This window comes from Enterobacter cloacae complex sp. 302F9 (genome assembly GCF_050030335.1).
Taxonomy (GTDB): Bacteria; Pseudomonadota; Gammaproteobacteria; order Enterobacterales; family Enterobacteriaceae; genus Enterobacter; species Enterobacter hormaechei_C.
Genome location: NZ_JBLGUC010000001.1, coordinates 1,251,731 through 1,275,333, shown reverse-complemented (window position 1 = coordinate 1,275,333; position 23,603 = coordinate 1,251,731). Strand labels below are relative to the sequence as shown.

Genomic DNA, 23,603 nt, shown 5'->3' with positions numbered 1-23,603 from the left:
CGCGGCCAGGAGGAAGTATGCTTTCAATTGAATTTTTCTGCCCACTGCCCAACGGCCTGCATGCGCGTCCGGCCTGGGCGTTAAAAGAGCAGTGCAGCGCATGGCGCAGCGACATCCGTTTTATCAACAGACGGCTTAACACCCACGCGGATGCCAAAAGCTCGCTGGCGCTGATCAGTACCGGTACGCTGTTTAATGACAGCTGCGTGCTGGAAATTAACGGCAGCGACGAGGAGCAGGCCCGACGCGTGCTGGAGGCGTATCTCACCGGCGCGTTTATCGACAGCGACAGTATTCCCTCCGGCGACGCGCCGCACGTTGCGCATCCCCTGCCCCGTTCGCTTGTAAGGCTTGCTCCCCACCTTCAGCACGGCATTACGCTCGCCAGTGGCATCGGGGCTGGCACTCTGCGAGGCTGGCAGAGCGATAACCTCAAACGTTATTGTCAGATCCCCGCCTCGCCGGAAGATATTACCCGCCTGGAACACAGCCTGGCGACGCTGGCTGAACAGCTCAACCACCGTCTGCGCGGGCTGGACGGCGAGAGTAAAACCATTCTCAGCGCGCATCTTTCGCTGATCCAGGATGAGGAGTTTGGCGGCACCATACGCCGACTGATCGCCGAGGAGCGGCTAAGCCTTGCGGAGGCGATCATTCGTAATATGGAGCTGATCTGCGACAAGCTGTCGCTCTCCGCCAGCGACTACCTGCGTGAACGCGTCAGCGATATTCGAGACATCAGCGAGCAGCTTCTTAACATTACCTGGCCGGAGTTGCAGCAAACCTCCGCATTAACCCTCAGCGCTCCCACTATTCTGGTGGCGGAAGATCTGACGCCCAGCCAGTTTCTCAGCCTCGACACGCAGTATCTGAAAGGAATGGTGCTTGAAAAAACAGGCCGGACGTCGCATACGCTGATACTGGCACGCGCGGCCTCCGTGCCTGTGCTGAGTGGTTTAACGGTCGCCTCGCTGGCGCCGTTGATGGGAAAAGAGGTCATTCTGGACGGCATCTGTAGCGTGCTGGTCGTTGAACCCAACGACGCGGTGAATGATTACTATAGCGTGGCGCAGCGCCTTGCCGACCGACGCCACCAGCAGCAGATCAAAGATGCGGGTCTTCCAGCACTCACCCGCGACAACGTACCGGTAGAGATTGCCGCCAACATCGGCAGCGCGCTGGAAGCGCCCGGGGCGTTTACCTGCGGCGCGCAGGGTATCGGGCTGTTTCGCACTGAAATGCTGTATATGGACAGAGACTCCGCGCCGGACGAGCAGGAGCAATTCGAAGCCTATCAGCAGGTGCTGCTCTCCGCGCAGGGCAAACCGGTCATCTTTCGCACAATGGACATCGGCGGCGATAAGCAGATCCCTTACCTGAACATTCCCCAGGAAGAAAACCCGTTCCTCGGCTATCGCGCCGTTCGTATTTATCCCGAATTTGCCGATCTCTTCCGCACCCAACTGCGCGCGATCTTACGCGCAGGCGCCAGCGGCAATGCGCTGTTGATGATCCCGATGGTGCACAGTCTCGATCAGATTTTATGGATCAAACAGGAGCTGCAAAACGTTCGTGAAGCCCTGGCCTCACAGGGGTTACGTCACACCGCGCACCTGCCGCTGGGGATCATGGTTGAAGTGCCTTCAGTCTGCTTTATCATCGATCACTTCTGCGAAGAGGTGGATTTCTTCAGTATCGGCTCGAACGATATGACTCAGTATCTCTACGCTGTCGATCGCAACAACCCGCGCGTTTCGGGGCTGTATAACCCCATCACACCGTCTTTTTTACGCATGGTTCGCCAGATTGTCGCCGCAGCGCATCGTCACGGGAAATGGGTCGGCATTTGCGGGGAACTTGGCGGAGAGCAGCGCTACCTCCCTCTTCTGCTTGGTCTGGGCTTAGATGAGTTCAGCATGAGCGGGCCGCGCATCCCTGCGGTAAAAACCCAGCTGCGTCAGCTGGACATGGCAACCTGCCGGGCGCTGGCAGATAAGGCCTGCGACAGCCGCAGCGCAGAGGAGATTGAAGCCCTGCTGGCGGATTTCACACCGGAAACGCCGCCGCGTCCCTTGCTGGCGCTGGAGACTATCGTGGTCAATGAGCCGCTGACCTCAAAAGAGCAGGTGCTTCAGTTCTTATGCGGAAATCTTGCGATTCATGGCAGGACCGAAAACCCGCTGGAGCTTGAAGAAGATCTCTGGCAGCGCGAAGAGATTGTCACCACCGCCGTCGGGTTTGGCGTGGCGATCCCTCACACCAAATCGCAATGGATACGCCACTCCAGCATCAGCATTGCACGCCTGGACAAGGCGATTGACTGGGAGTCGGATTTGGGCGACGTCGAGCTGGTGATCATGCTGACGCTCGGCGCTCAGGAAGGGATTAATCACGTGAAGGTCTTTTCCCAGCTGGCGCGGAAGCTGGTCAATAAAACGTTTCGCGAGTCGCTGTTTGCAGCAACGACGCCGCAAAGTATCCTGGATCTGTTGAACGCTGAAATCACGTTCTGACTGTCACTGAAAGCGTGCGCGATACTCCCCCGGCGTCAGGCCAAACTGGCGCCGGAACAGACGGCTAAAATAGTCGCTATCGGCATAGCCGCAGCGCTTCGCCACTTCCCCCACCGGCAGGTGGTATTTTTGCAGGATGGTTCTCGCCTTCGCCATACGCACCCAACGAACGTAATCCACAAAACTCATCGTCCCCTGTTGGGAGAACAGGCGTGACAGATGGTTAGCCGAAATATTAAAAAGCGCGGCGACGCTGTCCCGCGACAGGGATTCAGCATAGTTTTCCTGCACCCAGTTACAAATGCTCTGATAGAGAAAATCCCCGCGCGACAGTCCCGGTTCAGGCAGCGACGACACCACTTTCCGGCACCAGTGCAGCAGGCTCAGCACCAGCGGTTGAATAATGGCCTGATCCTGCGGGGAAGCGCTCAGGTGCGTCAGGGCCATCAGCATCGCAGCACATTCGCCTCGTTCAGGATGAGGAAGCTCAACGTGTCGCTGCGCAGGCACGGATCGCCCGTGACGGGTATCATGAAACACCAGCCCCAGCCACGACGGCGCAAAAAGAATGCTCAGCAGCATGACCGGTCGTTCAAACACCGGGACGCTGGCGGCCTGGGCGGGAAGAAACAGCATTTCCCCCTGGCAGAGGGTCTGCTGCCCGGTAACCAGTCTGTTGCCATATTCCCCGCGAAGAACGACATCAAGCCGTGGCCAGTCGCGGCTCACGCTTCCGACAGCGTCAGACGCGCCACGTTGAGCAAACCAGACTCGCCCCAGCTGCTGTGGGTTGAGCACCAGGCCGCTCAACAGATCGGCAAAAAACTGCTGATCGGCGGGCAACAGGGTTGCGCGCATATCACCCCCTGCGCGCATCCGGGCGTACCAGATCGAAGCGATGGCTGTCACTGATGGCGTAGTAGGCTGTAGGTCCACCCGCACGCAGAATGGGCTGCGCTTTCGCGGTCTGGTAAATCCCCTCTTCCAGCAAACTCTCGGCGATATGGACGCCCACGACTTCGCCGAGCACCAGCCAGGTATCAATCGGTGTCCCATCCGCGCCGGTAAGCTGAATGCACTGTGACAATCGACACTCGAAATTCACCGGGCTTTCCGCCACGCGCGGCGAGCTCACAAGCTGGCTGGCTACGGGCGTCAGGCCGGCAAAGGTAAATTCATCCTCGCCATGAGGGAGCGTGGCGGAGGTTTCATTCATCGCCTCGGCCAGATCGCGCGTTGCGAGGTTCCAGACAAACTCCCCCGTTTCGGTAATATTCCGCACGCTATCCTTCCAGCCGTTGCTTGAAAAACCAATGATCGGTGGGCGATAGTTAAAGCAGTTAAAGAAGCTGTACGGGGCAAGGTTCAGTTGACCGGCCTTATCACAGGATGAGATCCAGCCAATCGGACGTGGACCGATAATGGCGTTCAGCGGGTCGTGCGGCAGGCCGTGCCCCTGAGACGGTTGGTAAAAGTACATATCGCTCTCTCTACGCTGGGGCTGCAACGCGCATTGCCCGGGTTCAGTCTTTCCAGCGTAACGAAATTTCCGTTCAGCGTGAATCGGGACGCCGGGTTTATTGCCAAAAATTCATATGGCGCATGATTGTGACCTTCATCACTTCAAACTTACGGTTTCAGACAGTATCATCAGATAAGTTAAACCCTCGCTGCCAGACGGCGAGGGTTTTCTTTTGGATTGGTTTCTGCGTTACACGCAGCATTAACGACATGGAGTAAAAATGTCCAGACCTACGATTATCATCAATGAACTCGACGCAGAACGTATTGACCGACTGTTGGAGAAACCAGAATTCGCCTCGCTGCCGGTAGCCGATGCGCTGAACGAAGAGCTCGACCGGGCGCAGATGTGTACGCCTGAGACCATGCCGCATGATGTGGTCACCATGAACAGCCAGGTGAAGTTCCGCAACCTGACCACCGGAGAGGAGCTCACCCGTACGCTGGTCTATCCGGCGCAGATGACCGACAGCAGCACGCAACTGTCGGTGCTGGCACCCGTGGGCGCAGCGCTGCTTGGACTGCGCACGGGCGATACCATCCACTGGGAACTCCCGGGCGGCGCCTCCGCTCACCTGGAAGTGCTTGAGCTGCTCTACCAGCCCGAAGCCGCTGGCGATTACCTGCGTTAATCCCTTCTGAACAAGCGACCCCGCTTTGCACAGAGGATGCACCCGCATCCTCTTTCCGCAAATTCACCCAATTGTGCTATACCGGACAAAAACCGCTTAATCCACGCTTACTCTGTTGTGGTGCCGTGGGGACGGTCATGGGTGAGATACTTGTTATCACACTGGTTTTTCTCATCATCCTGGCGATCCTCGTCGTGGCGGTGCTGTACCTTGAGCGCCACTGGTGAGTGAGGAACTTCACACAACGCCGCCGGGGAAGGCATTCACCAGTCCCTTCACTTTCTGCTGCGCTGCCTCCGGGGTGTCTGCGCCAGGCACCAGGATCACCTTGCGGCACTCCTCCTCCCGTTTTTCGAAGATCTTATAGGCGCGCTCCGCATCAGACAGCGGAAGATAGTGGGTCACAATATCTTCCGGGGTAAGCAGCCCTTTTTCGATGAGCGGCAGCAGCTCTCCCAGCCAGGCATGAACGTGGGTCTGCCCCATCTTAAAGCTCAGCCCTTTATCGAAGGCATCGCCAAACAGGAAGCCGTGAATAAAACCGGCATACACGCCCGGCACGCTGACCACGCCGCCGCGTCGCACCGCAGCAATGCACTGGCGCAGGGCTTTGCCGCTGCTGCCTTCAATTTTCAGGTTACTGAGGATCGTTTCCGTGGTGCTGCCTTTGGCCTCAAACCCGACGGCATCAATCACCGCATCCACCCCGCGCTGTCCGGCCGTTTGCTCAATGATTTTCTCCGCCGCGTCGTTATCGTCATCAAAGTTAATCGGGATCGCGCCGTAGCGCTCCTGGGCAAACCGCAGTCGATAGGGATGATGGTCAACCACGAAAATCTGCTCTGCGCCGAGAAGCCGCGCGCAGGCAATGGTCAGTAACCCCACCGGCCCGGCCCCGAATACGGCGACGCTGGAGCCTTTCTGGATCTGCGCATTTTTTGCCGCCTGCCAGGCGGTAGGCAGAATATCTGACAGGAAAAGCGCTTTGTCGTCAGACAGCAGCTGGGGCACTTTAAACGGCCCCACGTTGCCTTTCGGGACGCGCACATACTCCGCCTGTCCGCCCGGCACGCCGCCGTAAAGATGGCTGTAGCCAAACAGCGCGGCAGGGGCGGGAATTTGCTTTTTGTTCAGCGCCGCGCCCTGCCCGCGGTTCGTGTTTTCGCAGGCCGCGTACTGTTGCATCTGGCAAAAGAAGCAGTCACCGCAGGCAATCACAAACGGGATCACCACCCGGTCACCTTTCTGCACGTTTTTCACTTCGCTCCCGCACTCCACCACCTCGCCCATAAATTCATGACCAAAGATATCGCCGTGCTGGACCTTGGGAATTTTTCCGCGATAAAGATGCAAATCAGAACCACAGATCGCCGTGGCCGTTACGCGCAGGATGATATCGTCAGGCTGTTCGATGCCCGGATCGGGGACATTATCGACCCGAACATGATGTGGACCGTGATAGGTGAGAGCTTTCATGCAACCTCCGAAAGGGTGTGGGTAAGCTTATAAAAGGGTAGCTACCTCTCGGGATCTGCCCCGGAATCCGGCTGTTTTGAGATTTATCCTGGCGAGATAAAAAAGTGCTGTCGGGATTACAGAAACCTTTTATATTTTGTGGTTGAATGATTTCAGCGTTTATAAACAAGGAGAAACGGTTATGTATCAAACAATCATTATGCCGGTTGATGTTTTCGAAATGGAACTGAGTGATAAGGCTGTACGTCACGCGGAATTTCTCGCGCAGCAGGACGGAGTTATTCATCTTCTGCATGTTTTACCGGGCTCTGCCAGCCTGAGCCTGCATCGTTTCGCTGCTGATGTGCGTCGTTTTGAAGAGCATTTACAGCATGAAGCCGAGACACGCCTGCAAACCATGGTCGGGCACTTCAGCATCGATCCTTCCCGCATCAAAACCCACGTCCGGTTCGGTAGCGTGCGCGACGCCGTTAATGAGCTGGCGGGGGAATTAAATGCCGACGTGGTAGTGATTGGTTCACGTAACCCTTCCATCACCACTCACCTGCTGGGGTCGAACGCCTCCAGCGTGATCCGCCACACCCACATTCCGGTGATGGTCGTGAGATAAAAAAAGAGGCCACCTTTTGGTGGCCTCTGGCATTGCAGGTGTCGTCTTGCTTTCTTTTATTATGCGGTTTTGGTGCGGATCAGATAATCAAACGAGCTCAGCGACGCTTTCGCACCTTCGCCAGTGGCGATGATGATCTGTTTGTACGGCACGGTGGTGCAGTCGCCCGCCGCAAATACGCCCTTCACGCTGGTTTCGCATTTCGCATCAATGATGATCTCGCCCATGCGGTTGCGCTCAATCGCGCCTTCCAGCCAGGTGGTGTTTGGCAGCAGGCCAATCTGAACAAAGATCCCTGCCAGCGCCACGCTGTGGATATCGCCACTCACGCGGTCACGGTATTCCAGACCGGTCACTTTGCTGCCGTCGCCTTTCACTTCTGTCGTCTGGGCATTGAGCACAATATCGACGTTATTCAGGCTACGCACCTTATCCTGCAACACCTGGTCCGCTTTCATCTCCGGGGCGAACTCCAGTAGGGTAACGTGTTCAACAATTCCCGCCAGATCGATAGCCGCTTCCACGCCGGAGTTACCGCCGCCGATCACCGCGACGCGTTTACCTTTGAACAGCGGGCCGTCACAGTGCGGGCAATAGGTCACGCCTTTGGTGCGATACTGATCTTCGCCCGGGACGTTCATGTTGCGCCATTTCGCGCCGGTGGCAATGATCACGCTGCGCGCCTTCAGCACCGCGCCGGACGCCGTTTCAATCTGGTGCAAACCACCCTCGACCGCGGCCGGAACCAGTTTGCTGGCGCTCTGGCTGTCAATGACATCCACGTCGTAGTCGCTGACGTGCGCTTTCAACGCCCCGGCCAGCTTCTGGCCTTCGGTTTTCGGCACGGAAATGTAGTTTTCAATGTCAACGGTATCCAGAACCTGACCACCGAAACGCTCGCCCATCAGACCGGTACGGATCCCTTTACGTGCGGAGTACACCGCCGCCGCTGCGCCCGCCGGGCCGGAGCCAACAATCAGTACGTCGTACGCATCGCGTTGGTTCAACTCTTCCGCCGCACGTTTTTCTGCGCCGGTATCCACTTTGGCGACGATTTCGGTCAAGGTCATACGCCCCTGGCCGAACTCCTGACCATTCAGGTAAACCGCCGGAACGCCCATCACGTTGCGCTCGGTGATTTCGTTCTGGAACGTACCGCCGTCAATCGCCGTGTGCTTAATGCGTGGGTTGAGGACTGACATCAGGTTCAGCGCCTGCACCACGTCCGGACAGTTATGGCAGGAGAGTGAGTAATAGGTTTCAAACTCAAAATCACCGTCGATATCGCGGATCTGCTCCAGCAGCGCCTGCGCTTCTTTTGACGGATGACCACCGGTCCACAGCAGCGCCAGCACCAGGGACGTAAATTCGTGCCCCAGCGGAGAGCCCGCGAAACGCGGCCCCTGGTCAGACCCTGGGTTGGCGATCAGGAAAGAAGGCTTACGGACTGCCAGCGTGTTGTCTTCTTTGAAGGTCACCTTCGGCGACAGCTCAGCAATCTCTGTGAGCAGCGCTTTGATTTCTGCCGATTTCGCGCTGTCGTCCAGCGTGGCAATCAGCTCAACAGGTTTGGTCAGTTTCTCAAGGTAGGCCTTGAGCTGGGTTTTCATGTTAGCGTCGAGCATTATTCTTCCCTCTCTTAAAACGTCATCATGCAAGCCGCCTTATACGGGCTGCCTGAATGCAACTTGCATCATGGTGCTGGAATGAAATGGGCGCGGGGAGCGCCCATTGATTGCCGGGTGGCACTTCGTTTACCCGGCCTACGATACTGTAGGCCTGTGCAAGCGTAGCGCCGCCAGGCTTTACAGACTTAGATCTTGCCGACCAGGTCCAGAGATGGAGCCAGCGTCGCTTCGCCTTCTTTCCATTTCGCCGGGCACACTTCGCCTGGGTGAGAAGCAACGTACTGAGCAGCTTTCACTTTGCGCAGCAGGTCAGATGCATCACGGCCGATACCTTCAGCGGTAACTTCGATAGCCTGGATAATGCCCTGCGGGTCAACAACGAAGGTCGCGCGGTCTGCCAGGCCTTCATCTTCACGCATGTTGTCGAAGTTACGGGTCAGGGCGCCAGTCGGGTCGCCGATCATCGCGTATTTGATTTTCGCGATAGTTTCAGAGCTGCTGTGCCACGCTTTGTGGGTGAAGTGGGTATCGGTAGAAACAGAGTAAACGTCTACGCCCAGCTTTTGCAGTTCTTCGTAGTGGTCTGCCACGTCGCCCAGTTCGGTCGGGCAAACGAAGGTGAAGTCAGCCGGATAGAAGAAGAACACGCTCCAGCGGCCTTCGGTATCTTTCTCAGTTACTTCGATGAACTCACCGTTTTTGAACGCCTGGTTTTTGAAAGGTTTAATTTTGGTGTTAATCAAGGACATCTGTACTTCCTCCGTGTTTTCGTTGAGATGTAAGGTAACCAACTTTGTTCATCGGGGCTAATGCGTATGCTTTATCAAATCAATCAGCCAAACCTTACAACAGCAACAAGACAGCAAGGTGAACCTTTTACAGGAAAGCCTGAAAGTAAAAAGGCCGCCTCAACGGGCGGCCCTGATACCTGAATTCCCCGCAGGTACATTCAGTGCCAGCCGAAGCTGGCGTTGCGTTGCGCTCTACATACCTTGTATCAAGGCCGTAACAGCGGTTTGATTACAGCATCCGTGCGCGCATTGAGCAATGCATAAGAGGGATAGTCCTGCCTATGGTTGTGATAGGCAGAATCGAACAGGTCTCAGAAACGTTATAAATTTAATTTCATTATAAATTTCGCGCTATATATAAATGCCAGTTGTCATTCAAATAATTCAATCACACTTTAAAGATAAAATTATCTTAATAAATCTTGAAGTTGTGTTTCAATAATCCAAAGCCGTGATATATTAAGATCACTTAATTTTTAAATTAAGCGAGTTACCCCCACGGATTGTTAAAGGTAACTTCCCTCTGTCGTACTCCATGATGTGATAACGACAGCAAACACAGCACACTCAGGACGAAACATGGCCAACCTCTACGACCTAAAAAAATTCGATCTCAATCTGTTAGTCATCTTCGAATGCATTTACCAACATCTCAGTATCAGTAAGGCTGCCGAGACACTTTATATCACGCCATCCGCCGTGAGCCAGTCGCTGCAACGTCTGCGTGGCCAGCTCAATGACCCCCTGTTCATCCGCTCAGGTAAGGGAATTACGCCGACCACGGTGGGCACCAACCTGCATCATCATCTTGAACAGAATCTCAACCAAATTGAGCAGACGATCAACATGATGCATCACTCGGACATCAAGAAAAAGTTCGTTATCTATTGCTCTCAAATGATGTCGCCCGGCTATATGCTCGAACCAATGAAGCTGCTAATGTCAGAGGAAAATTACGAGATAGAACAACGAGATATGCTTATCTCCCCGGAATCCGCAGAGGACCTGCTCGCCTACCGTAAAGCCGACCTGATCTTTACTATTGCCCCAATTAAGAATCGCTCTGTGGTGTGTTCTCACTTTGCCACGGTGCCAATAGCGTTAATCTGCCGAGAAAACCATCCAAGACTCGCCGATACGGTCAGTCTTGAAGCGTTATACCGGGAAAAATTCACCTTTTACCAGAGTGCGCACCCGGGCGTTAAAGAGTTCCAGAATCGCGCCAATGACCTTTTCCCGGAAAGAGATATTGCTTTTCGCACGGACTCCATCATTTCGCTTATCTCCATGGTCAGTTCATCTGATCTGTTAGGCTTTATACCCGTATCAATCTATGAAGCCTATAAAGAGACGTTAAAATTAAAACGGATCGCCGCCCCATTTGAATTGCCCGAAATACATGTCTATATGCTTTACAGCCGTTCATCGCTGAACAGCAGCGTTTTTTCAACGTTCATTGAGAAAATGCATAAACTCTGTCTTTCCGCTCCATCTGCGTAAAATCATTTATATGATGAATATAAAAATCGCAAACTGAAAAAATGATCCCGTGAAAATAATGAAAAATGATTTCATAATATCGTCTTAATTTTTTCCAGACATTTAACACGCAGGATGCGATTAACCATGTCGATCTATAAAATCCCTTTACAGGAAAATGTTTTAGACGCTTCAGCGGAACGCATAGACTGGACGCTAAACAATTTCTCCAGGGTATGCGTTTCCTTTTCCGGTGGAAAAGATTCTACCGTGATGCTGCATCTCGTTGCCCAGCAAGCACGGCAATTAAAGCGAAAAATAGATGTCATCTTTCTGGACTGGGAAGCGCAATTCTCCTCAACCATTCAGCATGTTGACACGATGAGAACGCTGTATCGGGATGTTATCCATCAGTTCTGGTGGGTAGCGCTTCCGCTCACGACCCAGAACGCCCTGTCACAGTTTCAACCTGAATGGCAGTGCTGGGAACCCGGGACAAACTGGGTTCGCCAGCCACCGGAAGATGCCATTACCGATTATCACTATTTCGATTTTTATCAGCAGGGAATGACGTTTGAAGTCTTCGTGCGAGAGTTTGCCGAATGGTATGCGCAAAAACGTCCTGCCGCCGTTATGGTGGGGATCCGCGCCGATGAATCCTACAACCGCTTTCTGGCTATCGCGTCGGCACGTAAGCAGCGCTTTTCTGACGATAAACCCTGGACGACCGTCGCACCGGGCGGGCACACCTGGTACATCTACCCTCTGTACGACTGGAAAACCGCCGACATCTGGACGTGGTTAGCGAAATCGAAATGTTGCTATAACCCGTTATACGACCTGATGTACAAGGCGGGGGTGCCGCCGCGTTATATGCGCATCTGCGAACCGTTTGGCCCGGAACAGCGTCAGGGCTTGTGGCTCTATCATGTCATTGAACCCGAACGCTGGGCGGCGATGTGTGAGCGTGCCTGCGGGGTGCGCAGCGGCGGTATTTATGCCGGGCACGATAACCATTTTTATGGCCACCGGAAGATCCTGAAACCAGACCATCTTGGCTGGCGCGAATACGCCATGCTGCTACTCGACAGCATGCCGCAAAATACGGCGGAACATTACCGCAATAAAATCGCGGTTTATCTCCACTGGTATCAAAAGCGAGGCATGAACGATATTCCCGATACGCAGGAGGGTGACATTGGTGCAAAAGATATCCCCTCCTGGCGACGCATTTGTAAGGTTTTACTCAACAATGACTATTGGTGCCGGGCACTTTCGTTTAGCCCAAATAAGCCCAAACACTATCAGCGCTACAGCGACAGAGTGAAAGCAAAACGCAAGGAATGGGGGATTTTATGCAACAACGAATAATCACCGAAATGGAAACGTACCTTCAGGCACTTTCTGAGGAAGAGCGAATAACCGCTATTAATGCGTTTCGTCAGGCATTACATGAAATCAGCCCTTTTCGCGATCAGCCCGTCGATTGCGTATTGTGGATAAAAAAGACAAACATCAGCGCTAACGATTACAACCCAAATAACGTCGCGCCACCGGAAAAGCGGCTGCTCAGCAAGTCACTGGAGCTGGATGGATTCACACAGCCTATCGTGGTGACGGAAAATGCGCCACAGCACTACGAAATTGTCGATGGTTTTCACCGCCATGATATCGGCAGTAACCGGGCGACCCTGAAGCGCCAGCTTAAGGGTTACCTTCCTGTCACCTGCCTGCGTAAAGCGCGGCAGGAAAAGTTCGACCGCATGGCTGCGACCATTCGCCACAACCGCGCGCGCGGACGCCACCAGATCAACGCCATGTCAGAAATCGTGCGCGAGCTGGTGCTTATGGGCTGGAGTGAGCAGAAAATTGGCCAGGAGTTGGGTATGGACAGCGATGAAGTACTGCGTCTGAAGCAGATCAACGGTCTGCTCGAACTCTTCGCAGACCGTCGTTTTTCTGAAGCCTGGACGGTGAAATAGTCAGAGCGCGTTTAACCGCGCTGCCGCTGCCAGCAGCGTCGATTCCTGCTTCGCAAAGCAAAGTCGGATCAGCTTATGCGGGAAGGGATCGGCGCAGAACACCGACAGCGGAATGGCCGCCATGCCCACCTCTTTCGTCAGCCACTGGCAGAAACTCACGTCGTCCAGATCGGAAATCGCGCTGTAGTCGGCCAGCAGGAAATAGGTCCCTTCACAGGGTAAAATCTCCAGACGGCTTTTGCTCAACGCAGCCACAAACCGATCCCGACGCGCACGGTAGAAATCCGGTAGCTCACGGTAGTGTCCGGGTTCGCTGCGCAGCATATCCGCCAGCGCCAGCTGAGCGGGTGTGTTCACCGCAAACGTCAGATACTGGTGCACTTTACGCAGCTCAGCGCTGATGGCGGCGGGCGCCACGCAGTACCCGACCTTCCAGCCGGTCATATGGTAGGTTTTGCCAAATGACGATACCGCGATTGCACGCTCACGAAGCTGCGGATGCGCCAGCACGCTGGCATGTCCCTCTTCGGCGAAGCAGATATGCTCATACACCTCGTCGCTCAGAACATAGATTTCACGTTCGGCGATGGCCTGCCACAGGGCGGCAAAATCGCTCTTCTGCCACACCGTCGCCGATGGGTTGTGCGGCGTATTCAGGATCACCAGCCGGGTTTTATCGCTCAGCAGCGCGGCAAACGCCTGCCAGTCCGGACGAAAATGCGGCGGCTGGAGCGCCACGCGTTTCACTACGCCGCCGGCCAGTTCAATCGCCGGGGCGTAGCTATCGTAGCTTGGGTCAAAACAAATCACCTCATCGCCGGTACGCACCAGGGCGGTTATCGCCGCATACAGCGCTTCGGTCGCCCCTGCGGTTACCGTGACATCGCTGTTCGCATCAGGTTTATAGCCATACAGCTCAGCCGTTTTATCCGCAATGGCTTCACGCAACGCCTGCACGCCGGTCATCGGCGCGTACTGGTTTGCCCCCTGCGCCACGTGGTACGCCAGACGCTCCTGCAAATAGCGCGGGCCGTCAAAATCCGGGAACCCCTGCGAGAGGTTAATGGCGTTATGCTGCTGCGCCAGAGCGCTCATCCGGGTAAAAATCGTCGTGCCGAGATTTGGAAGTTTACTCTGCGGGATCAACGGGTTATTGCTCATTGTAGTGTGCCTGCCTGTAATACTTATGTTGCTGACACTATAACACGATGTTAGTCTTTGGCAATCAAGACGCTTAGACGTCTAAACGATATAAATATTCCTGACCGAGAGGGTAAAAGGAAATGACAGACAACCTGCAACTCACACACCTGGTCGAGGCCTGCCGCTGGATTGGCGCTAAAGGCTGGGCGCCCGCTACCGGCGGCAATATGTCCGTGCGTCAGGATGAACACCTGTGCTGGCTGAGCGAATCCGGAAAAGACAAAGGCAGCCTGACCACCGCCGATTTTCTACAGGTTGAAATCGCCACCAACCGTGCGCCGTCTGGCCGTAAACCGTCGGCAGAGACCGGGCTGCATACCCTCATCTATCGCCTGTTTCCCGAGGCTAACGCCGTCCTGCACGTTCACACCGTCAATGCCACGGTGCTGTCGCGTCTGGTCAACGAGGCCGAGCTGAAGATCACCGGTTTCGAGATGCAAAAATCCCTTACCGGGCAGACCACGCACCAGGATACGGTGGCCATCCCGGTGTTTGATAACGACCAGGACATCGACGCCCTCGCCTCGCGCATCGCCCATTACGCGCAGGAACGCCCGCTTAATTATGGTTTTCTTCTGCGCGGTCATGGCTTAACCTGCTGGGGACGCGACGTGGCCGAAGCCCGCCGTCATCTGGAAGGGTTAGAATTCTTATTTGAATGCGAAATGCGTTTACGACAATGGGAGAGAGTATGATTCGCGCGATTGTGACGGATATTGAAGGGACCACCAGCGATATCCGTTTTGTCCATGATGTTTTGTTCCCCTACGCGCGTGAGCGGCTGGCGGCCTTCGTGACCGCGCAGCAGTACGCCGAGCCGGTCAAATCGATTCTGGACAACCTGCGCGATGAAATCAGCGCTCCGCATGCCAGCGTCAGCGATCTCATCAACGTACTGTTTACCTTTATGGATGAAGACCGCAAATCGACGGCGCTCAAAGCCCTGCAAGGCATCATCTGGCAGGACGGTTACGTCAACGGTGACTTTACCGGACACCTCTATCCTGACGTACTGCCCGCGCTGGAAAAATGGAAGGCGCAAGGGATTGATCTCTATGTTTATTCCTCTGGCTCCGTCACCGCGCAGAAACTGTTATTTGGCTACAGCGACGAAGGTGATATTACTCATCTGTTCAGCGGCTATTTTGATACCCACATTGGCGCCAAGCGCGAGATGCAGTCTTATCAAAATATTGCGGCGCAAACGGGCATTGCCCCGTCGCAGATCCTGTTTCTGTCGGATATTCATCAGGAGCTGGACGCAGCTGAGCAGGCGGGTTTTCGCACCCTGCAACTGATTCGCGGTGAAGATGACGGCGCAAGCCATCATCATCAGATCCACCAGTTTGACGAGATTAATCCGGAGCAAATCCCTTCATGAGCGCATTGACCATTTATTCCGATAAAGACGCCAGTCAGCACCAGTGGCACAGCACCGACGCCGCCGAGATTGCCCAACAGCTCAACGCCAAAGGCGTGCGGTTTGAACGCTGGGCTGCGGATCGCGATTTAGGGCACGATCCCGCGCCTGAAGCCGTGATCGCGGCCTATCAGCATGCGATCGACAAGCTGGTGGCAGAGAAAGGTTACCAGAGCTGGGATGTGATCAGCCTGCGCGCCGACAATCCGCAGAAAGAGGCGCTGCGCGCGAAGTTTCTGAACGAACACACTCACGGTGAAGACGAAGTGCGCTTTTTCGTGGAAGGGGCGGGATTGTTCTGCCTGCACATCGGCGATGAAGTGTATCAGGTGCTGTGCGAGAAAAACGACCTGATTTCCGTTCCCGCGGGCACGCCGCACTGGTTTGATATGGGCTCAGAGCCGAACTTTACGGCGATTCGTATTTTCGATAACCCGGAGGGTTGGGTGGCGCAGTTTACCGGGGATGCGATTGCGGATGCATACCCACGCCTAAAATAATATCCAAATAAACAAGTACAGTTCCTTCAAGATGAAGGAACTTTTATAAATTATATCTTATTCTTAAATTTGCGAAGCAAATCACAAATACTTTACTTCATTCAATAAAAAACACAACTAATATTCTATAAAAATAAATTATCGTTAATGATTATTACTTATTCCCAAAGAGATTAACATGGCAAAAATCCAATAATAATACGACAAAACTTGAGGATTGGCGAACTCGATGCCGAATCCGATACACAATTACTTGATGAATGCTTTGTAGATAGTGGATATCTATCAAAATTACTAGATACTAATGATACATCGTCTATTGTTGTAGGAAGAACTGGAGCAGGGAAAAGCGCATTATTGCACAAAGTAATGAATAAAGCATATAGATACAAGAAGCTTGATCCTAACGATATATCAATCCGTTTTCTTGAGCACTCTGATATTATTTCTTTTTTTGAAGCGCTAGACATAAATTTAGATTTATTCTATAAAATACTCTGGCGACACATACTTATAATGGAGTTTTTAAAAATACGTCATGATATAAGCAGCGAGAGTGACACAAGAAATTTCCTCACCAGCTTAGCTAGTTTTTTAAGAAAAGATGAAATCAGGAAACGCGCATTAGAATATTTTAGAGAATGGGGTGATAAATTTTGGATTGACACAGACACACACCTGAGAGAAATAACAAAAAAACTTGAGAATGACACTAAAGCCAAAATAGGAACAGCACTTCATGGCATTGAATTAAATGCTGAGGCAGCCAAGAGAATATCTGAGGAAGATAAGCATGAAATAAAGAAAAGAGCTTCTGAGGTTGTTAGTGGAATGCAAATTCAAAAATTAAATGAAGTTCTCGATATGCTTGCAGAACATTCATTCTCAGATCTTCAAAAGAAACATTACATTGTTATAGATCAGCTTGATGAAAACTGGGCCGAAAACAACACTCGATATAAATTCATAAGAGCATTAATTGAAGAGATAAAAGTATTCAGACGTATCAAGAACGTCAAGATAATAGCTGCTTTAAGACATGACCTTCTTAAATCTGTATTCAATATCACAAGAGGCTCTGGATTTCAAGAGGAGAAGTACGAATCATATATTCTTGATCTTCAATGGACCGCAAATCAACTTAATGAGTTAGTTTCAAAGAGAATCCAAGAGGTTTTCAAAAAACAATATACAAGAGAAAACGTCGAAATTAATGATCTTTTCCCATCCCCCAAAGGAGGGAGTAAGGGAATGTTGCCAATCGAGTATATTATAGAGAGAACACTATATCGGCCAAGGGATGTTTTACAGTTCGTAAATGAATGTTTTAAAATAGCACTCAACAGAGAACGAATCTCCTGGGATTCCATTCATAAAGCTGAAAGTGTTTATTCAGAAAAAAGATTGCGTTCTTTAAAAGAAGAATGGGGAGATATATATCCATCTTTCGAAGAAACTATAGAAATCCTCAGAGAGGTTCCAGAAAAATTCACCCGAACACTTATTCCTAAAAACAACATAGAATCTGTAGCATCGGAACTCGCCATTCAAAATACTAATGACCCATGCGCAATCATCGCTTCTAAAATGCTCAATAGCGAAGTAAGAGAATCTGATGTCATTAACGAGATATTTTTATGCTTATACAATATTAGTGCGATAGGATTCAAAGTTAGCCCCTTAACTCCATATAAATGGTCTTTCAGAGATAGTGGTCCTGTAAATAAAGCTGAAATAAAGAGGGCAAGTCATATCAAAGTACATAAAATGTTGCATAAAGCATTAGATATAAAAATTGCGATATCTGATATTTATAATAAAGATGATAGAGATGACGAGATAGATTGAGTAATTTTTGAGTTAGGGCGCTAAAAATATAATGCGCCCATAATTTTAACATATTAAAGATTGTAAAATAGTAAGGACCTCTTCGTTACTTAAGCTAAGTAATCTCGCCAGATGCACAAACTCCACCACGTCTAACCTGCGTTCACCACTTTCCACTTTAGCGATAAACGATTGGGGTTTCCCTAAAGCCTCCGCAAGCTGGGCCTGAGTAATCCCCTTCTCTTTACGAGCTTTCTTCAACGCATTGATAACACGCTGGTATTCATCCGAGTAAACTGAGGCCATTGTTCCGATTCCATACAAATATCCTGAAATCGAATATCCTCCCGTTGTGTTTTTATCCCAAAACAGGATAATTGAGTGCGTAACAAACACACCTAAGGAGGACAAAATGCGTCAGCAGAACTGGCACTCAGCCGATATTATCGCCGCACTAAAGAAACATGGAACAAGCCTCGCAGCCTTGTCTCGAAAGGCTGGGCTTTCATCATCCACACTGGCAAATGCGCTTACCCGACCATGGCCTAAAGGTGAATTGCTTATCGCTCAGGCGCTAGACATTCCGCCTGATGTGATATGGCCGGAAAGATATTTTGATGAAAAGGGAGCGCCAGTATTTCGTCAGATGAGGAATACAAAAAAGAGAAATCTGTCTTCAACATGATCAACGCCTTCTCCCCCTCACCCCAACCCTCTCCCTCAAGGGAGAGGGGGTTGAAGAGACTTCACATACCCCACCAGCTGATCCAGCACCACGCCCCACCCCTCGTGGAAGCCCATTTGCTCATGCTGCTCACGGATTTCCTTCGTCGGATGACGCGCAATCGCTGTGTAGCGGGTTTTGCCCTCCCCAACGTCCTCCAGCAGCAGGATCGCCGTCATAAACGGCTTTTCGGCAGGCTTCCAGCCCTCGGTATAACCGTCGGTAAAGACCAGCTTGTTCCCCGGGTCGATTTCAAGAAACACGCCCCGGTTATCCATCCGCTGCCCATCCACCTCAAATATGGTATTGAACCGCCCACCCACGCGCAGATCGAGGTCGCAGTCGATCACCTTATGCGGTGCAGGGATGAAGAAGTTTTTGATGTGGTCCGGCGTGGTCCAGCAGAGCCACAGCAGGTCGCGCGGTGCATCCACCACGCGCTCCAGTTTTAAGTCTGTGTCAGGATCGAGCGTCACGATGTTGTCCTCTCAGGGAACGCCCTTAAAGGATAGCCGGACTCAGGCAAATTTCCCTTTCGCTACCTCGTCCGGTGTGACCACGCCAGTATCCAGCACCCAGCCGCTAATCAGCGAGGCAGGCGTGACGTCAAACGCCGGGTTATAAACCTGCGCCTCTTGCGGCGCCCACTGCACCGCGCCAAAGCTTCCCGCCACGCCCGTCACTTCGCTGGCGGCGCGCTGCTCAATCGGGATCGCATCCCCGTTCGGGCAGTCCGGGTCTAGGGTCGTTTGCGGGGCAGCGACGTAGAACGGAATGCCGTGAAACTTCGCCAGCACCGCCAGGGAATAGGTGCCGATTTTGTTCGCCACGTCGCCGTTGGCGGCAATGCGGTCTGCACCCACCCACACGGCGTCCACCTGCCCTTTTGCCATCAGGCTGGCGGCCATGGAGTCGGTAATCAGCTGATACGGTACGCCCAGCTCGCCGAGTTCCCACGCGGTCAGCCTGCCGCCCTGCAATAGCGGACGGGTTTCATCCACCCAGACGTTGCTTACCTTGCCTTCCTGATGCGCGCGGGCAATCACCCCCAGCGCGGTACCGACGCCCGCCGTCGCCAGCCCGCCGGTGTTGCAGTGGGTCAGCAGACGGCTGCCGCGCTTCACCAGCGCGCTGCCCGCACTGGCAATAGCGTCACAGAGCCGTTTGTCTTCGTCAATCAGCCGCAGCGCTTCAGCCACCAGCGCCGGAATATAATCTTCCTGCCACAGCGCAATCTTCATGCGATCGAGGTTATTCATCAGGTTCACCGCCGTCGGGCGGGAGGCGCGCAGGGTTTCCAGCGCCACCGCCAGCTCGTCGCGGCTTTTGCCGCTTTCCGCTAACAGCGCCAGCAGCAGGCTTGCAGAGAGACCAATCAGCGGCGCGCCGCGCACCCGCAGGGCGTGGATGTGCCCGACCAGCGCCTCGACCGTCGAGGCATCCAGCCAGCGTTTCTCCTGTGGAAGCGCCTGCTGGTCGAGAATAAAGAGCTGATTATCCGCCACCCGCAGGCTGGTCGTCTGTAATGTCTGCATGTCGTTAATTCCCTGTTGCGTTGTTGTAGCACATTGTGTCAGGATGAAATCCAGATGTATAGACGTCTACATGTCTTAATTAGCAAAACTGAGGAGCAGGCCATGTCGCAATACCGTACCTTTACCGCTCAGGACGCCGTGGAGTATGCCAGGCAGTTTGGCGGACTTGACGATCCTTCATCGCTGGTAGAGGCGCAGGAAATCGGCGACGGCAACCTCAACCTGGTCTTTAAAATTTTCGACCGCGCGGGCGTGAGCCGCATCGTCGTTAAGCAGGCGCTGCCCTATGTACGCTGCGTCGGCGAATCCTGGCCGCTGACGCTGGATCGTGCCCGTCTTGAAGCGCAAACCCTGGTCGAGCATTACCAGCACAGCCCGCAGCACACGGTGAAAATCCACCACTTTGACCCGGAACTGGCGGTGATGGTGATGGAAGATCTCTCCAGCCATCGCATCTGGCGCGGCGAGCTGATTAACAACATTTACTACCCCCAGGCGGCGCGTCAGCTGGGGGAATATCTGGCTCACACCCTGTTCCACACCAGCGATTTTTATCTGCATCCGCACGATAAAAAAGCGCAGGTAGCGAAATTCATCAACCCGGAGATGTGCGAGATCACCGAAGATCTGTTCTTTAACGATCCGTACCAGATCCACGCGCGCAACAGCTACCCGGCCGATCTGGAAAACGACGTTGCCGCCCTGCGCGACGACGCCCAGCTTAAAATCGCCGTGGCCTCCCTCAAGCACCGCTTTTTCTCGCACGCCGAAGCCCTGCTGCACGGAGACATTCACAGCGGTTCGATTTTTGTGGCCGACGGCAGCCTGAAGGCCATCGACGCTGAGTTCGGCTATTTTGGGCCGATTGGCTTTGACGTTGGCACCGCCATCGGCAACCTGCTGCTGAACTTCTGCGGCCTGCCTGGGCACCTCGGCATTCGCGATGCCGCCGCCGCGCGCGAGCAGCGCCTGAACGATATTCAGGAACTGTGGAACACCTTCGCGGAGCGCTTCCAGGCGCTGGCAAACGAGAAAGCCCGCGACGCCGCACTCAGCGCGCCGGGCTATGCCTCCGCGTTCCTGAAAAAGGTCTGGCATGACGCCATCGGGTTCTGCGGCACCGAGCTGATTCGCCGCAGCGTCGGGCTTTCACACGTGGCGGATATCGATACCATCCAGGATGAAGCCATGCGCCACGAATGCCTCCGCCATGCAATATCCCTCGGTAAAGCGCTGATTGTCATTGCCGACCGCATCGACAGCGCGGAAGAGCTGGTGGCACGGGTGCGGCAGTACAGCTGATTTTCTCCCTCTCCCTGTGGGAGAGGGCCGGGGTGAGGGCATCAAACCGCACTCACCCCAAATACTCAATCACCGACAACCCGCCGTTATAATCCGTGCTGTAAATAATCCCCTGCGCATCCACAAACACGTCGCACGACTGGATCACCTGCGGGCGATTCGGCCGCGTATCCATCATCCTCTCCGGCGCCGCGGGCACCAGCGCCCCCGTTTCCACCGGGCGATACGGATTGGAAATGTCATACGCGCGCACGCCCGCGTTCTGGTACGTCGCGAAGATCAGCGTTGAGCTGACGAAGCTTCCCGGCCGGTTCTCGTGCAGGTTGTGCGGGCCGAAATGCGCCCCTTTCGCCACGTAGTCGGTTTCATCCGGCTGCGGGAAGGTGGCAATACTTACCGGATTCGACGGCTCGCGGATATCAAACAGCCAGATCAGCTTTTCGCCGTCCTGCTGGTTATCCAGCACCGCCTCGTCCAGTACCACCAGCAGGTCGCGGTCCGGCAGCGGCAGCGCGGTGTGCGTTCCGCCGCCAAACGGCGGGCTCCAGTTGCGATGGCTAATCAGCTTCGGCTGCGCGCGGTCCTTCACGTCCAGCAGCGTCAGGCCGCCGTCACGCCAGCTGCCATACGCGGTGTCGCCGGCAATAATCGCATGGTGCAGGGCGTAACGTTTTCCTTCCGGCCAGTCCGGCTTCTCACCTTCGGCCTGGTTCATCCCGGGCAGCCACCAGCGCCCCGCGACTTCAGGCTTACGCGGGTCCGCAAGATCGATGGTCAGAAAGATGTAGTCGGTAAAGCCGTCGATCAGCGCTGAAACGTAGGCCCAGCGGCCGCCGACGTACCAGATGCGGTGAATGCCGATGCCGCTCAGCGACAGAAAGCCGATTTCGCGTGGCCTGTCCGGCGTGGAGATATCAAAGACGCGAAGCCCGGCGCTCCAGCCTTTATCCTGCACGTCGCTGACGGTCTCCCCCACCTGGCGGGTGTAGTAGACCTTCTCATCGGCAAAACGCGCATCGGCAAACAGATCCCGGGCGTTGATCACCAGCAGCAAATCGTCGTGCGCCTGGAGGTGTACGTTCCAGGTACCCGGCGGCGCGGGCACGTAACCTGCGGCTTTTGGTTTTTTCGGATCGCGCACGTCGACAATGGAAAAGCCCTGCGACACCATATGACCGATATAGGCGAAACCACGGTGCACCATCAGCTGTACACCGTCCGGACGACCGCCCTGGTCGCTATGGCCAATCAGCCGCATATTGCGGCTGTATTCGGGTTGAGGTAATGCAGACATGTATAAGTCCTTTCGCCGGATGGCGGCTGCGCCTTATCCGGCCTACAACACCGTAGGCCCGGTAAGCGAAGCGCCACCGGGCATTATTTTGACCTGGCTTCCAGCGTCGCAAACCACGGCGCGATAAAATCTTCCGTCTGGCCCCAGCCCGGAATGATTTTCCCCAGAGACGCCACGTTCACCGCACCCGGCTGGGCGGTCAGCAGCGCCTGCGGAATAGCCGCCGCCTTGAAATCGTAGGTGGCAGGCGTCGCTTCTCCGGCAAACTTATTGGCGATCAGGCGTACGTTGGTCGCGCCAATCAGCTTCGGATCTACCGCCACGCTCACCTTCCACGGGCTACCCGGCTCGCGCATCAGCTGGAGATCCTGGTTGGAGATGTCGATGCTGTAGAGCTTGATCTCGGTGCGGCCGTTCTCTTTCAGCGCCTTATACGCGCCCTGGCTGAAGGCATCCCAGGTCCCCCAGATGGCGTCGATTTTACCTTTCGGGTATTTCGCGAGGATCGCCCCCACCTTGTTGGCGGTGTCGCCCTGCACGTCAGAGGAGACCGCGCCGATGGACTCCAGCTCTTTAATCTCCGGATACTGCTTTTGCAGTTCTTTATACGCCGCCTGACGGCGCTCCATCGGCGGGAAGCCCGCGACCCACAGCTTGACGATATTGGCCTTGCCGTTGAAATCTTTCGCCAGTTGACCAAAAGAGAGGTTGGTCAGGGAGGCATCGTCCTGCTGGGTAACGGTTACACCCGGGATCTCGCCGTTCACGGCGGTATCAAACACCGAAACTTTAATCCCGGCATCCACCGCCTTCTTTACCAGCGCGGTGGAGTACGGATCGCGCCCCTGAGAGAGAATAATCCCGTCGTATTTCTGGCTGATGGCCTGGTTCACGAAATCCTGGAATCTGGCGTCGTCCCCGTTACTTAAAAACGTGCTGACCTTAAAGCCGAGCTTTTTCCCTTCCTGAATCGCCCCGGCAACAAACTGCGTGGTGTTGTCGTCCGAGCCCAGGTTGCGGATCACCGCAATGCGAATGGGGCCGTCATGGCTGGCAATGGCGGCCGGAACCGGCGCGGGGGTAGCCGCCAGGCCCGGCAAAGAAGTGAGTAATCCAAGAGCTACCAAAGAGAGCGCAATCTTTTTCATTTATTATCCCGTTGTGTT

24 protein-coding genes are annotated in these 23,603 nt (G+C 54.1%); 13 read left to right on the top strand and 11 right to left on the bottom strand.

All coding sequences use genetic code 11. From position 1 onward, the window contains the following. The first annotated feature begins 17 nt into the window (after positions 1-17). Complete coding sequence (ptsP, locus tag ACQG0T_RS06015; RefSeq protein ID WP_271040598.1) at positions 18-2,513, top strand: phosphoenolpyruvate--protein phosphotransferase; 2,496 nt, start codon at positions 18-20, stop codon at positions 2,511-2,513. A gap of 3 nt (positions 2,514-2,516) precedes the next feature. Here the strand turns inward: ptsP and ACQG0T_RS06010 are convergent, their stop codons facing one another. Then, the gene (locus tag ACQG0T_RS06010) at positions 2,517-3,371 is read right to left on the bottom strand and encodes a helix-turn-helix domain-containing protein (protein ID WP_026094381.1); all 855 of its coding nucleotides are present in this window, start codon (positions 3,369-3,371) and stop codon (positions 2,517-2,519) included. Between the two features lies 1 nt (position 3,372). Continuing rightward, the gene (locus ACQG0T_RS06005; protein WP_003858756.1) at positions 3,373-3,993 is read right to left on the bottom strand and encodes a flavin reductase family protein; all 621 of its coding nucleotides are present in this window, start codon (positions 3,991-3,993) and stop codon (positions 3,373-3,375) included. A gap of 262 nt (positions 3,994-4,255) precedes the next feature. Between ACQG0T_RS06005 and rnk the strand changes: the two genes are divergently transcribed. Both rnk and yldA read left to right on the top strand, forming a co-directional pair. Further along, on the top strand, positions 4,256-4,666 hold the full coding sequence (rnk, locus tag ACQG0T_RS06000; protein ID WP_006809650.1) for a nucleoside diphosphate kinase regulator: 411 nt from the start codon (positions 4,256-4,258) through the stop codon (positions 4,664-4,666). A 137-nt stretch (positions 4,667-4,803) separates the two neighbouring features. Next, complete coding sequence (gene yldA, locus ACQG0T_RS05995) at positions 4,804-4,893, top strand: small membrane protein YldA (protein WP_015571155.1); 90 nt, start codon at positions 4,804-4,806, stop codon at positions 4,891-4,893. Positions 4,894-4,903: 10 nt separating this feature from the next. Here the strand turns inward: yldA and ACQG0T_RS05990 are convergent, their stop codons facing one another. Then, entirely contained in the window at positions 4,904-6,142 is a 1,239-nt protein-coding gene (locus ACQG0T_RS05990; RefSeq protein ID WP_047063341.1) for a zinc-dependent alcohol dehydrogenase, read from the bottom strand. 181 nt (positions 6,143-6,323) lie between these two features. Between ACQG0T_RS05990 and uspG the strand changes: the two genes are divergently transcribed. After that, positions 6,324-6,752, top strand: coding sequence for a universal stress protein UspG (gene uspG, locus ACQG0T_RS05985; protein ID WP_006809652.1), 429 nt, complete (start codon positions 6,324-6,326; stop codon positions 6,750-6,752). A gap of 59 nt (positions 6,753-6,811) precedes the next feature. Here the strand turns inward: uspG and ahpF are convergent, their stop codons facing one another. Continuing rightward, positions 6,812-8,377: an alkyl hydroperoxide reductase subunit F gene (gene ahpF / locus ACQG0T_RS05980; protein ID WP_017382489.1), complete on the bottom strand. Its 1,566-nt coding sequence runs from the start codon at positions 8,375-8,377 to the stop codon at positions 6,812-6,814. 188 nt (positions 8,378-8,565) lie between these two features. Continuing rightward, entirely contained in the window at positions 8,566-9,129 is a 564-nt protein-coding gene (gene ahpC, locus ACQG0T_RS05975) for an alkyl hydroperoxide reductase subunit C (protein ID WP_014882974.1), read from the bottom strand. A 621-nt stretch (positions 9,130-9,750) separates the two neighbouring features. Between ahpC and citR the strand changes: the two genes are divergently transcribed. The 3 genes from citR (at position 9,751) to ACQG0T_RS05960 (ending at position 12,632) form a co-directional block, all read left to right on the top strand. Next, a complete protein-coding gene (citR, locus tag ACQG0T_RS05970) occupies positions 9,751-10,671 on the top strand; it encodes a DNA-binding transcriptional repressor CitR (RefSeq protein ID WP_017694326.1) in 921 nt (306 codons plus the stop codon). Between the two features lie 126 nt (positions 10,672-10,797). Continuing rightward, complete coding sequence (locus tag ACQG0T_RS05965) at positions 10,798-12,021, top strand: phosphoadenosine phosphosulfate reductase (protein WP_271040597.1); 1,224 nt, start codon at positions 10,798-10,800, stop codon at positions 12,019-12,021. After that, complete coding sequence (locus ACQG0T_RS05960) at positions 12,006-12,632, top strand: IbrB-like domain-containing protein (protein ID WP_047717946.1); 627 nt, start codon at positions 12,006-12,008, stop codon at positions 12,630-12,632. The genes ACQG0T_RS05965 and ACQG0T_RS05960 overlap by 16 nt, the downstream gene beginning before the upstream one ends. On the opposite strand, the gene ACQG0T_RS05955 is transcribed toward ACQG0T_RS05960, so the two are convergent. Then, positions 12,633-13,793, bottom strand: coding sequence for a pyridoxal phosphate-dependent aminotransferase (locus ACQG0T_RS05955; protein WP_271040596.1), 1,161 nt, complete (start codon positions 13,791-13,793; stop codon positions 12,633-12,635). 122 nt (positions 13,794-13,915) lie between these two features. Here ACQG0T_RS05955 and ACQG0T_RS05950 point away from each other — a divergent pair, with 122 nt between their 5' ends. The 4 genes from ACQG0T_RS05950 (at position 13,916) to ACQG0T_RS05935 (ending at position 17,603) form a co-directional block, all read left to right on the top strand. Further along, positions 13,916-14,530, top strand: a complete 615-nt coding sequence (locus ACQG0T_RS05950; RefSeq protein ID WP_017382494.1) for a methylthioribulose 1-phosphate dehydratase — start codon at positions 13,916-13,918, stop codon at positions 14,528-14,530. After that, positions 14,527-15,216 carry an acireductone synthase gene (gene mtnC / locus ACQG0T_RS05945; RefSeq protein ID WP_017382495.1) on the top strand — a complete coding sequence of 230 codons (690 nt, stop codon included), beginning with the start codon at positions 14,527-14,529 and terminating at the stop codon, positions 15,214-15,216. Before ACQG0T_RS05950 ends, mtnC begins: the two co-directional genes overlap by 4 nt. After that, positions 15,213-15,755, top strand: coding sequence for a 1,2-dihydroxy-3-keto-5-methylthiopentene dioxygenase (locus tag ACQG0T_RS05940; RefSeq protein WP_047734263.1), 543 nt, complete (start codon positions 15,213-15,215; stop codon positions 15,753-15,755). The genes mtnC and ACQG0T_RS05940 overlap by 4 nt, the downstream gene beginning before the upstream one ends. A gap of 210 nt (positions 15,756-15,965) precedes the next feature. Continuing rightward, positions 15,966-17,603 (top strand): P-loop ATPase, Sll1717 family, encoded by a 1,638-nt coding sequence (locus ACQG0T_RS05935; protein WP_271040595.1) that lies wholly within the window; start codon positions 15,966-15,968, stop codon positions 17,601-17,603. A gap of 45 nt (positions 17,604-17,648) precedes the next feature. Here ACQG0T_RS05935 and ACQG0T_RS05930 read toward each other — a convergent pair whose 3' ends face one another. Then, entirely contained in the window at positions 17,649-17,888 is a 240-nt protein-coding gene (locus ACQG0T_RS05930; RefSeq protein WP_017382498.1) for a helix-turn-helix domain-containing protein, read from the bottom strand. Between the two features lie 106 nt (positions 17,889-17,994). Between ACQG0T_RS05930 and ACQG0T_RS05925 the strand changes: the two genes are divergently transcribed. After that, complete coding sequence (locus ACQG0T_RS05925) at positions 17,995-18,267, top strand: helix-turn-helix domain-containing protein (protein ID WP_017382499.1); 273 nt, start codon at positions 17,995-17,997, stop codon at positions 18,265-18,267. Positions 18,268-18,302: 35 nt separating this feature from the next. On the opposite strand, the gene ACQG0T_RS05920 is transcribed toward ACQG0T_RS05925, so the two are convergent. Continuing rightward, the gene (locus tag ACQG0T_RS05920; RefSeq protein WP_017382500.1) at positions 18,303-18,782 is read right to left on the bottom strand and encodes an SRPBCC family protein; all 480 of its coding nucleotides are present in this window, start codon (positions 18,780-18,782) and stop codon (positions 18,303-18,305) included. 42 nt (positions 18,783-18,824) lie between these two features. Continuing rightward, positions 18,825-19,841: an S-methyl-5-thioribose-1-phosphate isomerase gene (mtnA, locus tag ACQG0T_RS05915; protein WP_214596060.1), complete on the bottom strand. Its 1,017-nt coding sequence runs from the start codon at positions 19,839-19,841 to the stop codon at positions 18,825-18,827. A gap of 102 nt (positions 19,842-19,943) precedes the next feature. On the opposite strand from mtnA, the gene mtnK reads away from it, so the two are divergent. Further along, on the top strand, positions 19,944-21,143 hold the full coding sequence (gene mtnK / locus ACQG0T_RS05910) for an S-methyl-5-thioribose kinase (protein WP_045615068.1): 1,200 nt from the start codon (positions 19,944-19,946) through the stop codon (positions 21,141-21,143). Between the two features lie 52 nt (positions 21,144-21,195). On the opposite strand, the gene ACQG0T_RS05905 is transcribed toward mtnK, so the two are convergent. Both ACQG0T_RS05905 and ACQG0T_RS05900 read right to left on the bottom strand, forming a co-directional pair. Next, positions 21,196-22,437, bottom strand: coding sequence for an LVIVD repeat-containing protein (locus ACQG0T_RS05905; RefSeq protein ID WP_271040594.1), 1,242 nt, complete (start codon positions 22,435-22,437; stop codon positions 21,196-21,198). An 83-nt stretch (positions 22,438-22,520) separates the two neighbouring features. Continuing rightward, complete coding sequence (locus tag ACQG0T_RS05900) at positions 22,521-23,585, bottom strand: sugar ABC transporter substrate-binding protein (RefSeq protein WP_064489817.1); 1,065 nt, start codon at positions 23,583-23,585, stop codon at positions 22,521-22,523. Between the last annotated feature and the right edge of the window lie 18 nt (positions 23,586-23,603).

Coding starts and splice junctions, on each gene's coding strand:
- ptsP (WP_271040598.1), top strand. CDS start 18: ATGCTTTCAATTGAATTTTTCTGCCCACTGCCCAACGGCCTGCATGCG.
- ACQG0T_RS06010 (WP_026094381.1), bottom strand. CDS start 3,371: ATGCGCGCAACCCTGTTGCCCGCCGATCAGCAGTTTTTTGCCGATCTG.
- ACQG0T_RS06005 (WP_003858756.1), bottom strand. CDS start 3,993: ATGTACTTTTACCAACCGTCTCAGGGGCACGGCCTGCCGCACGACCCG.
- rnk (WP_006809650.1), top strand. CDS start 4,256: ATGTCCAGACCTACGATTATCATCAATGAACTCGACGCAGAACGTATT.
- yldA (WP_015571155.1), top strand. CDS start 4,804: ATGGGTGAGATACTTGTTATCACACTGGTTTTTCTCATCATCCTGGCG.
- ACQG0T_RS05990 (WP_047063341.1), bottom strand. CDS start 6,142: ATGAAAGCTCTCACCTATCACGGTCCACATCATGTTCGGGTCGATAAT.
- uspG (WP_006809652.1), top strand. CDS start 6,324: ATGTATCAAACAATCATTATGCCGGTTGATGTTTTCGAAATGGAACTG.
- ahpF (WP_017382489.1), bottom strand. CDS start 8,377: ATGCTCGACGCTAACATGAAAACCCAGCTCAAGGCCTACCTTGAGAAA.
- ahpC (WP_014882974.1), bottom strand. CDS start 9,129: ATGTCCTTGATTAACACCAAAATTAAACCTTTCAAAAACCAGGCGTTC.
- citR (WP_017694326.1), top strand. CDS start 9,751: ATGGCCAACCTCTACGACCTAAAAAAATTCGATCTCAATCTGTTAGTC.
- ACQG0T_RS05965 (WP_271040597.1), top strand. CDS start 10,798: ATGTCGATCTATAAAATCCCTTTACAGGAAAATGTTTTAGACGCTTCA.
- ACQG0T_RS05960 (WP_047717946.1), top strand. CDS start 12,006: ATGCAACAACGAATAATCACCGAAATGGAAACGTACCTTCAGGCACTT.
- ACQG0T_RS05955 (WP_271040596.1), bottom strand. CDS start 13,793: ATGAGCAATAACCCGTTGATCCCGCAGAGTAAACTTCCAAATCTCGGC.
- ACQG0T_RS05950 (WP_017382494.1), top strand. CDS start 13,916: ATGACAGACAACCTGCAACTCACACACCTGGTCGAGGCCTGCCGCTGG.
- mtnC (WP_017382495.1), top strand. CDS start 14,527: ATGATTCGCGCGATTGTGACGGATATTGAAGGGACCACCAGCGATATC.
- ACQG0T_RS05940 (WP_047734263.1), top strand. CDS start 15,213: ATGAGCGCATTGACCATTTATTCCGATAAAGACGCCAGTCAGCACCAG.
- ACQG0T_RS05930 (WP_017382498.1), bottom strand. CDS start 17,888: ATGGCCTCAGTTTACTCGGATGAATACCAGCGTGTTATCAATGCGTTG.
- ACQG0T_RS05925 (WP_017382499.1), top strand. CDS start 17,995: ATGCGTCAGCAGAACTGGCACTCAGCCGATATTATCGCCGCACTAAAG.
- mtnA (WP_214596060.1), bottom strand. CDS start 19,841: ATGCAGACATTACAGACGACCAGCCTGCGGGTGGCGGATAATCAGCTC.
- mtnK (WP_045615068.1), top strand. CDS start 19,944: ATGTCGCAATACCGTACCTTTACCGCTCAGGACGCCGTGGAGTATGCC.
- ACQG0T_RS05905 (WP_271040594.1), bottom strand. CDS start 22,437: ATGTCTGCATTACCTCAACCCGAATACAGCCGCAATATGCGGCTGATT.
- ACQG0T_RS05900 (WP_064489817.1), bottom strand. CDS start 23,585: ATGAAAAAGATTGCGCTCTCTTTGGTAGCTCTTGGATTACTCACTTCT.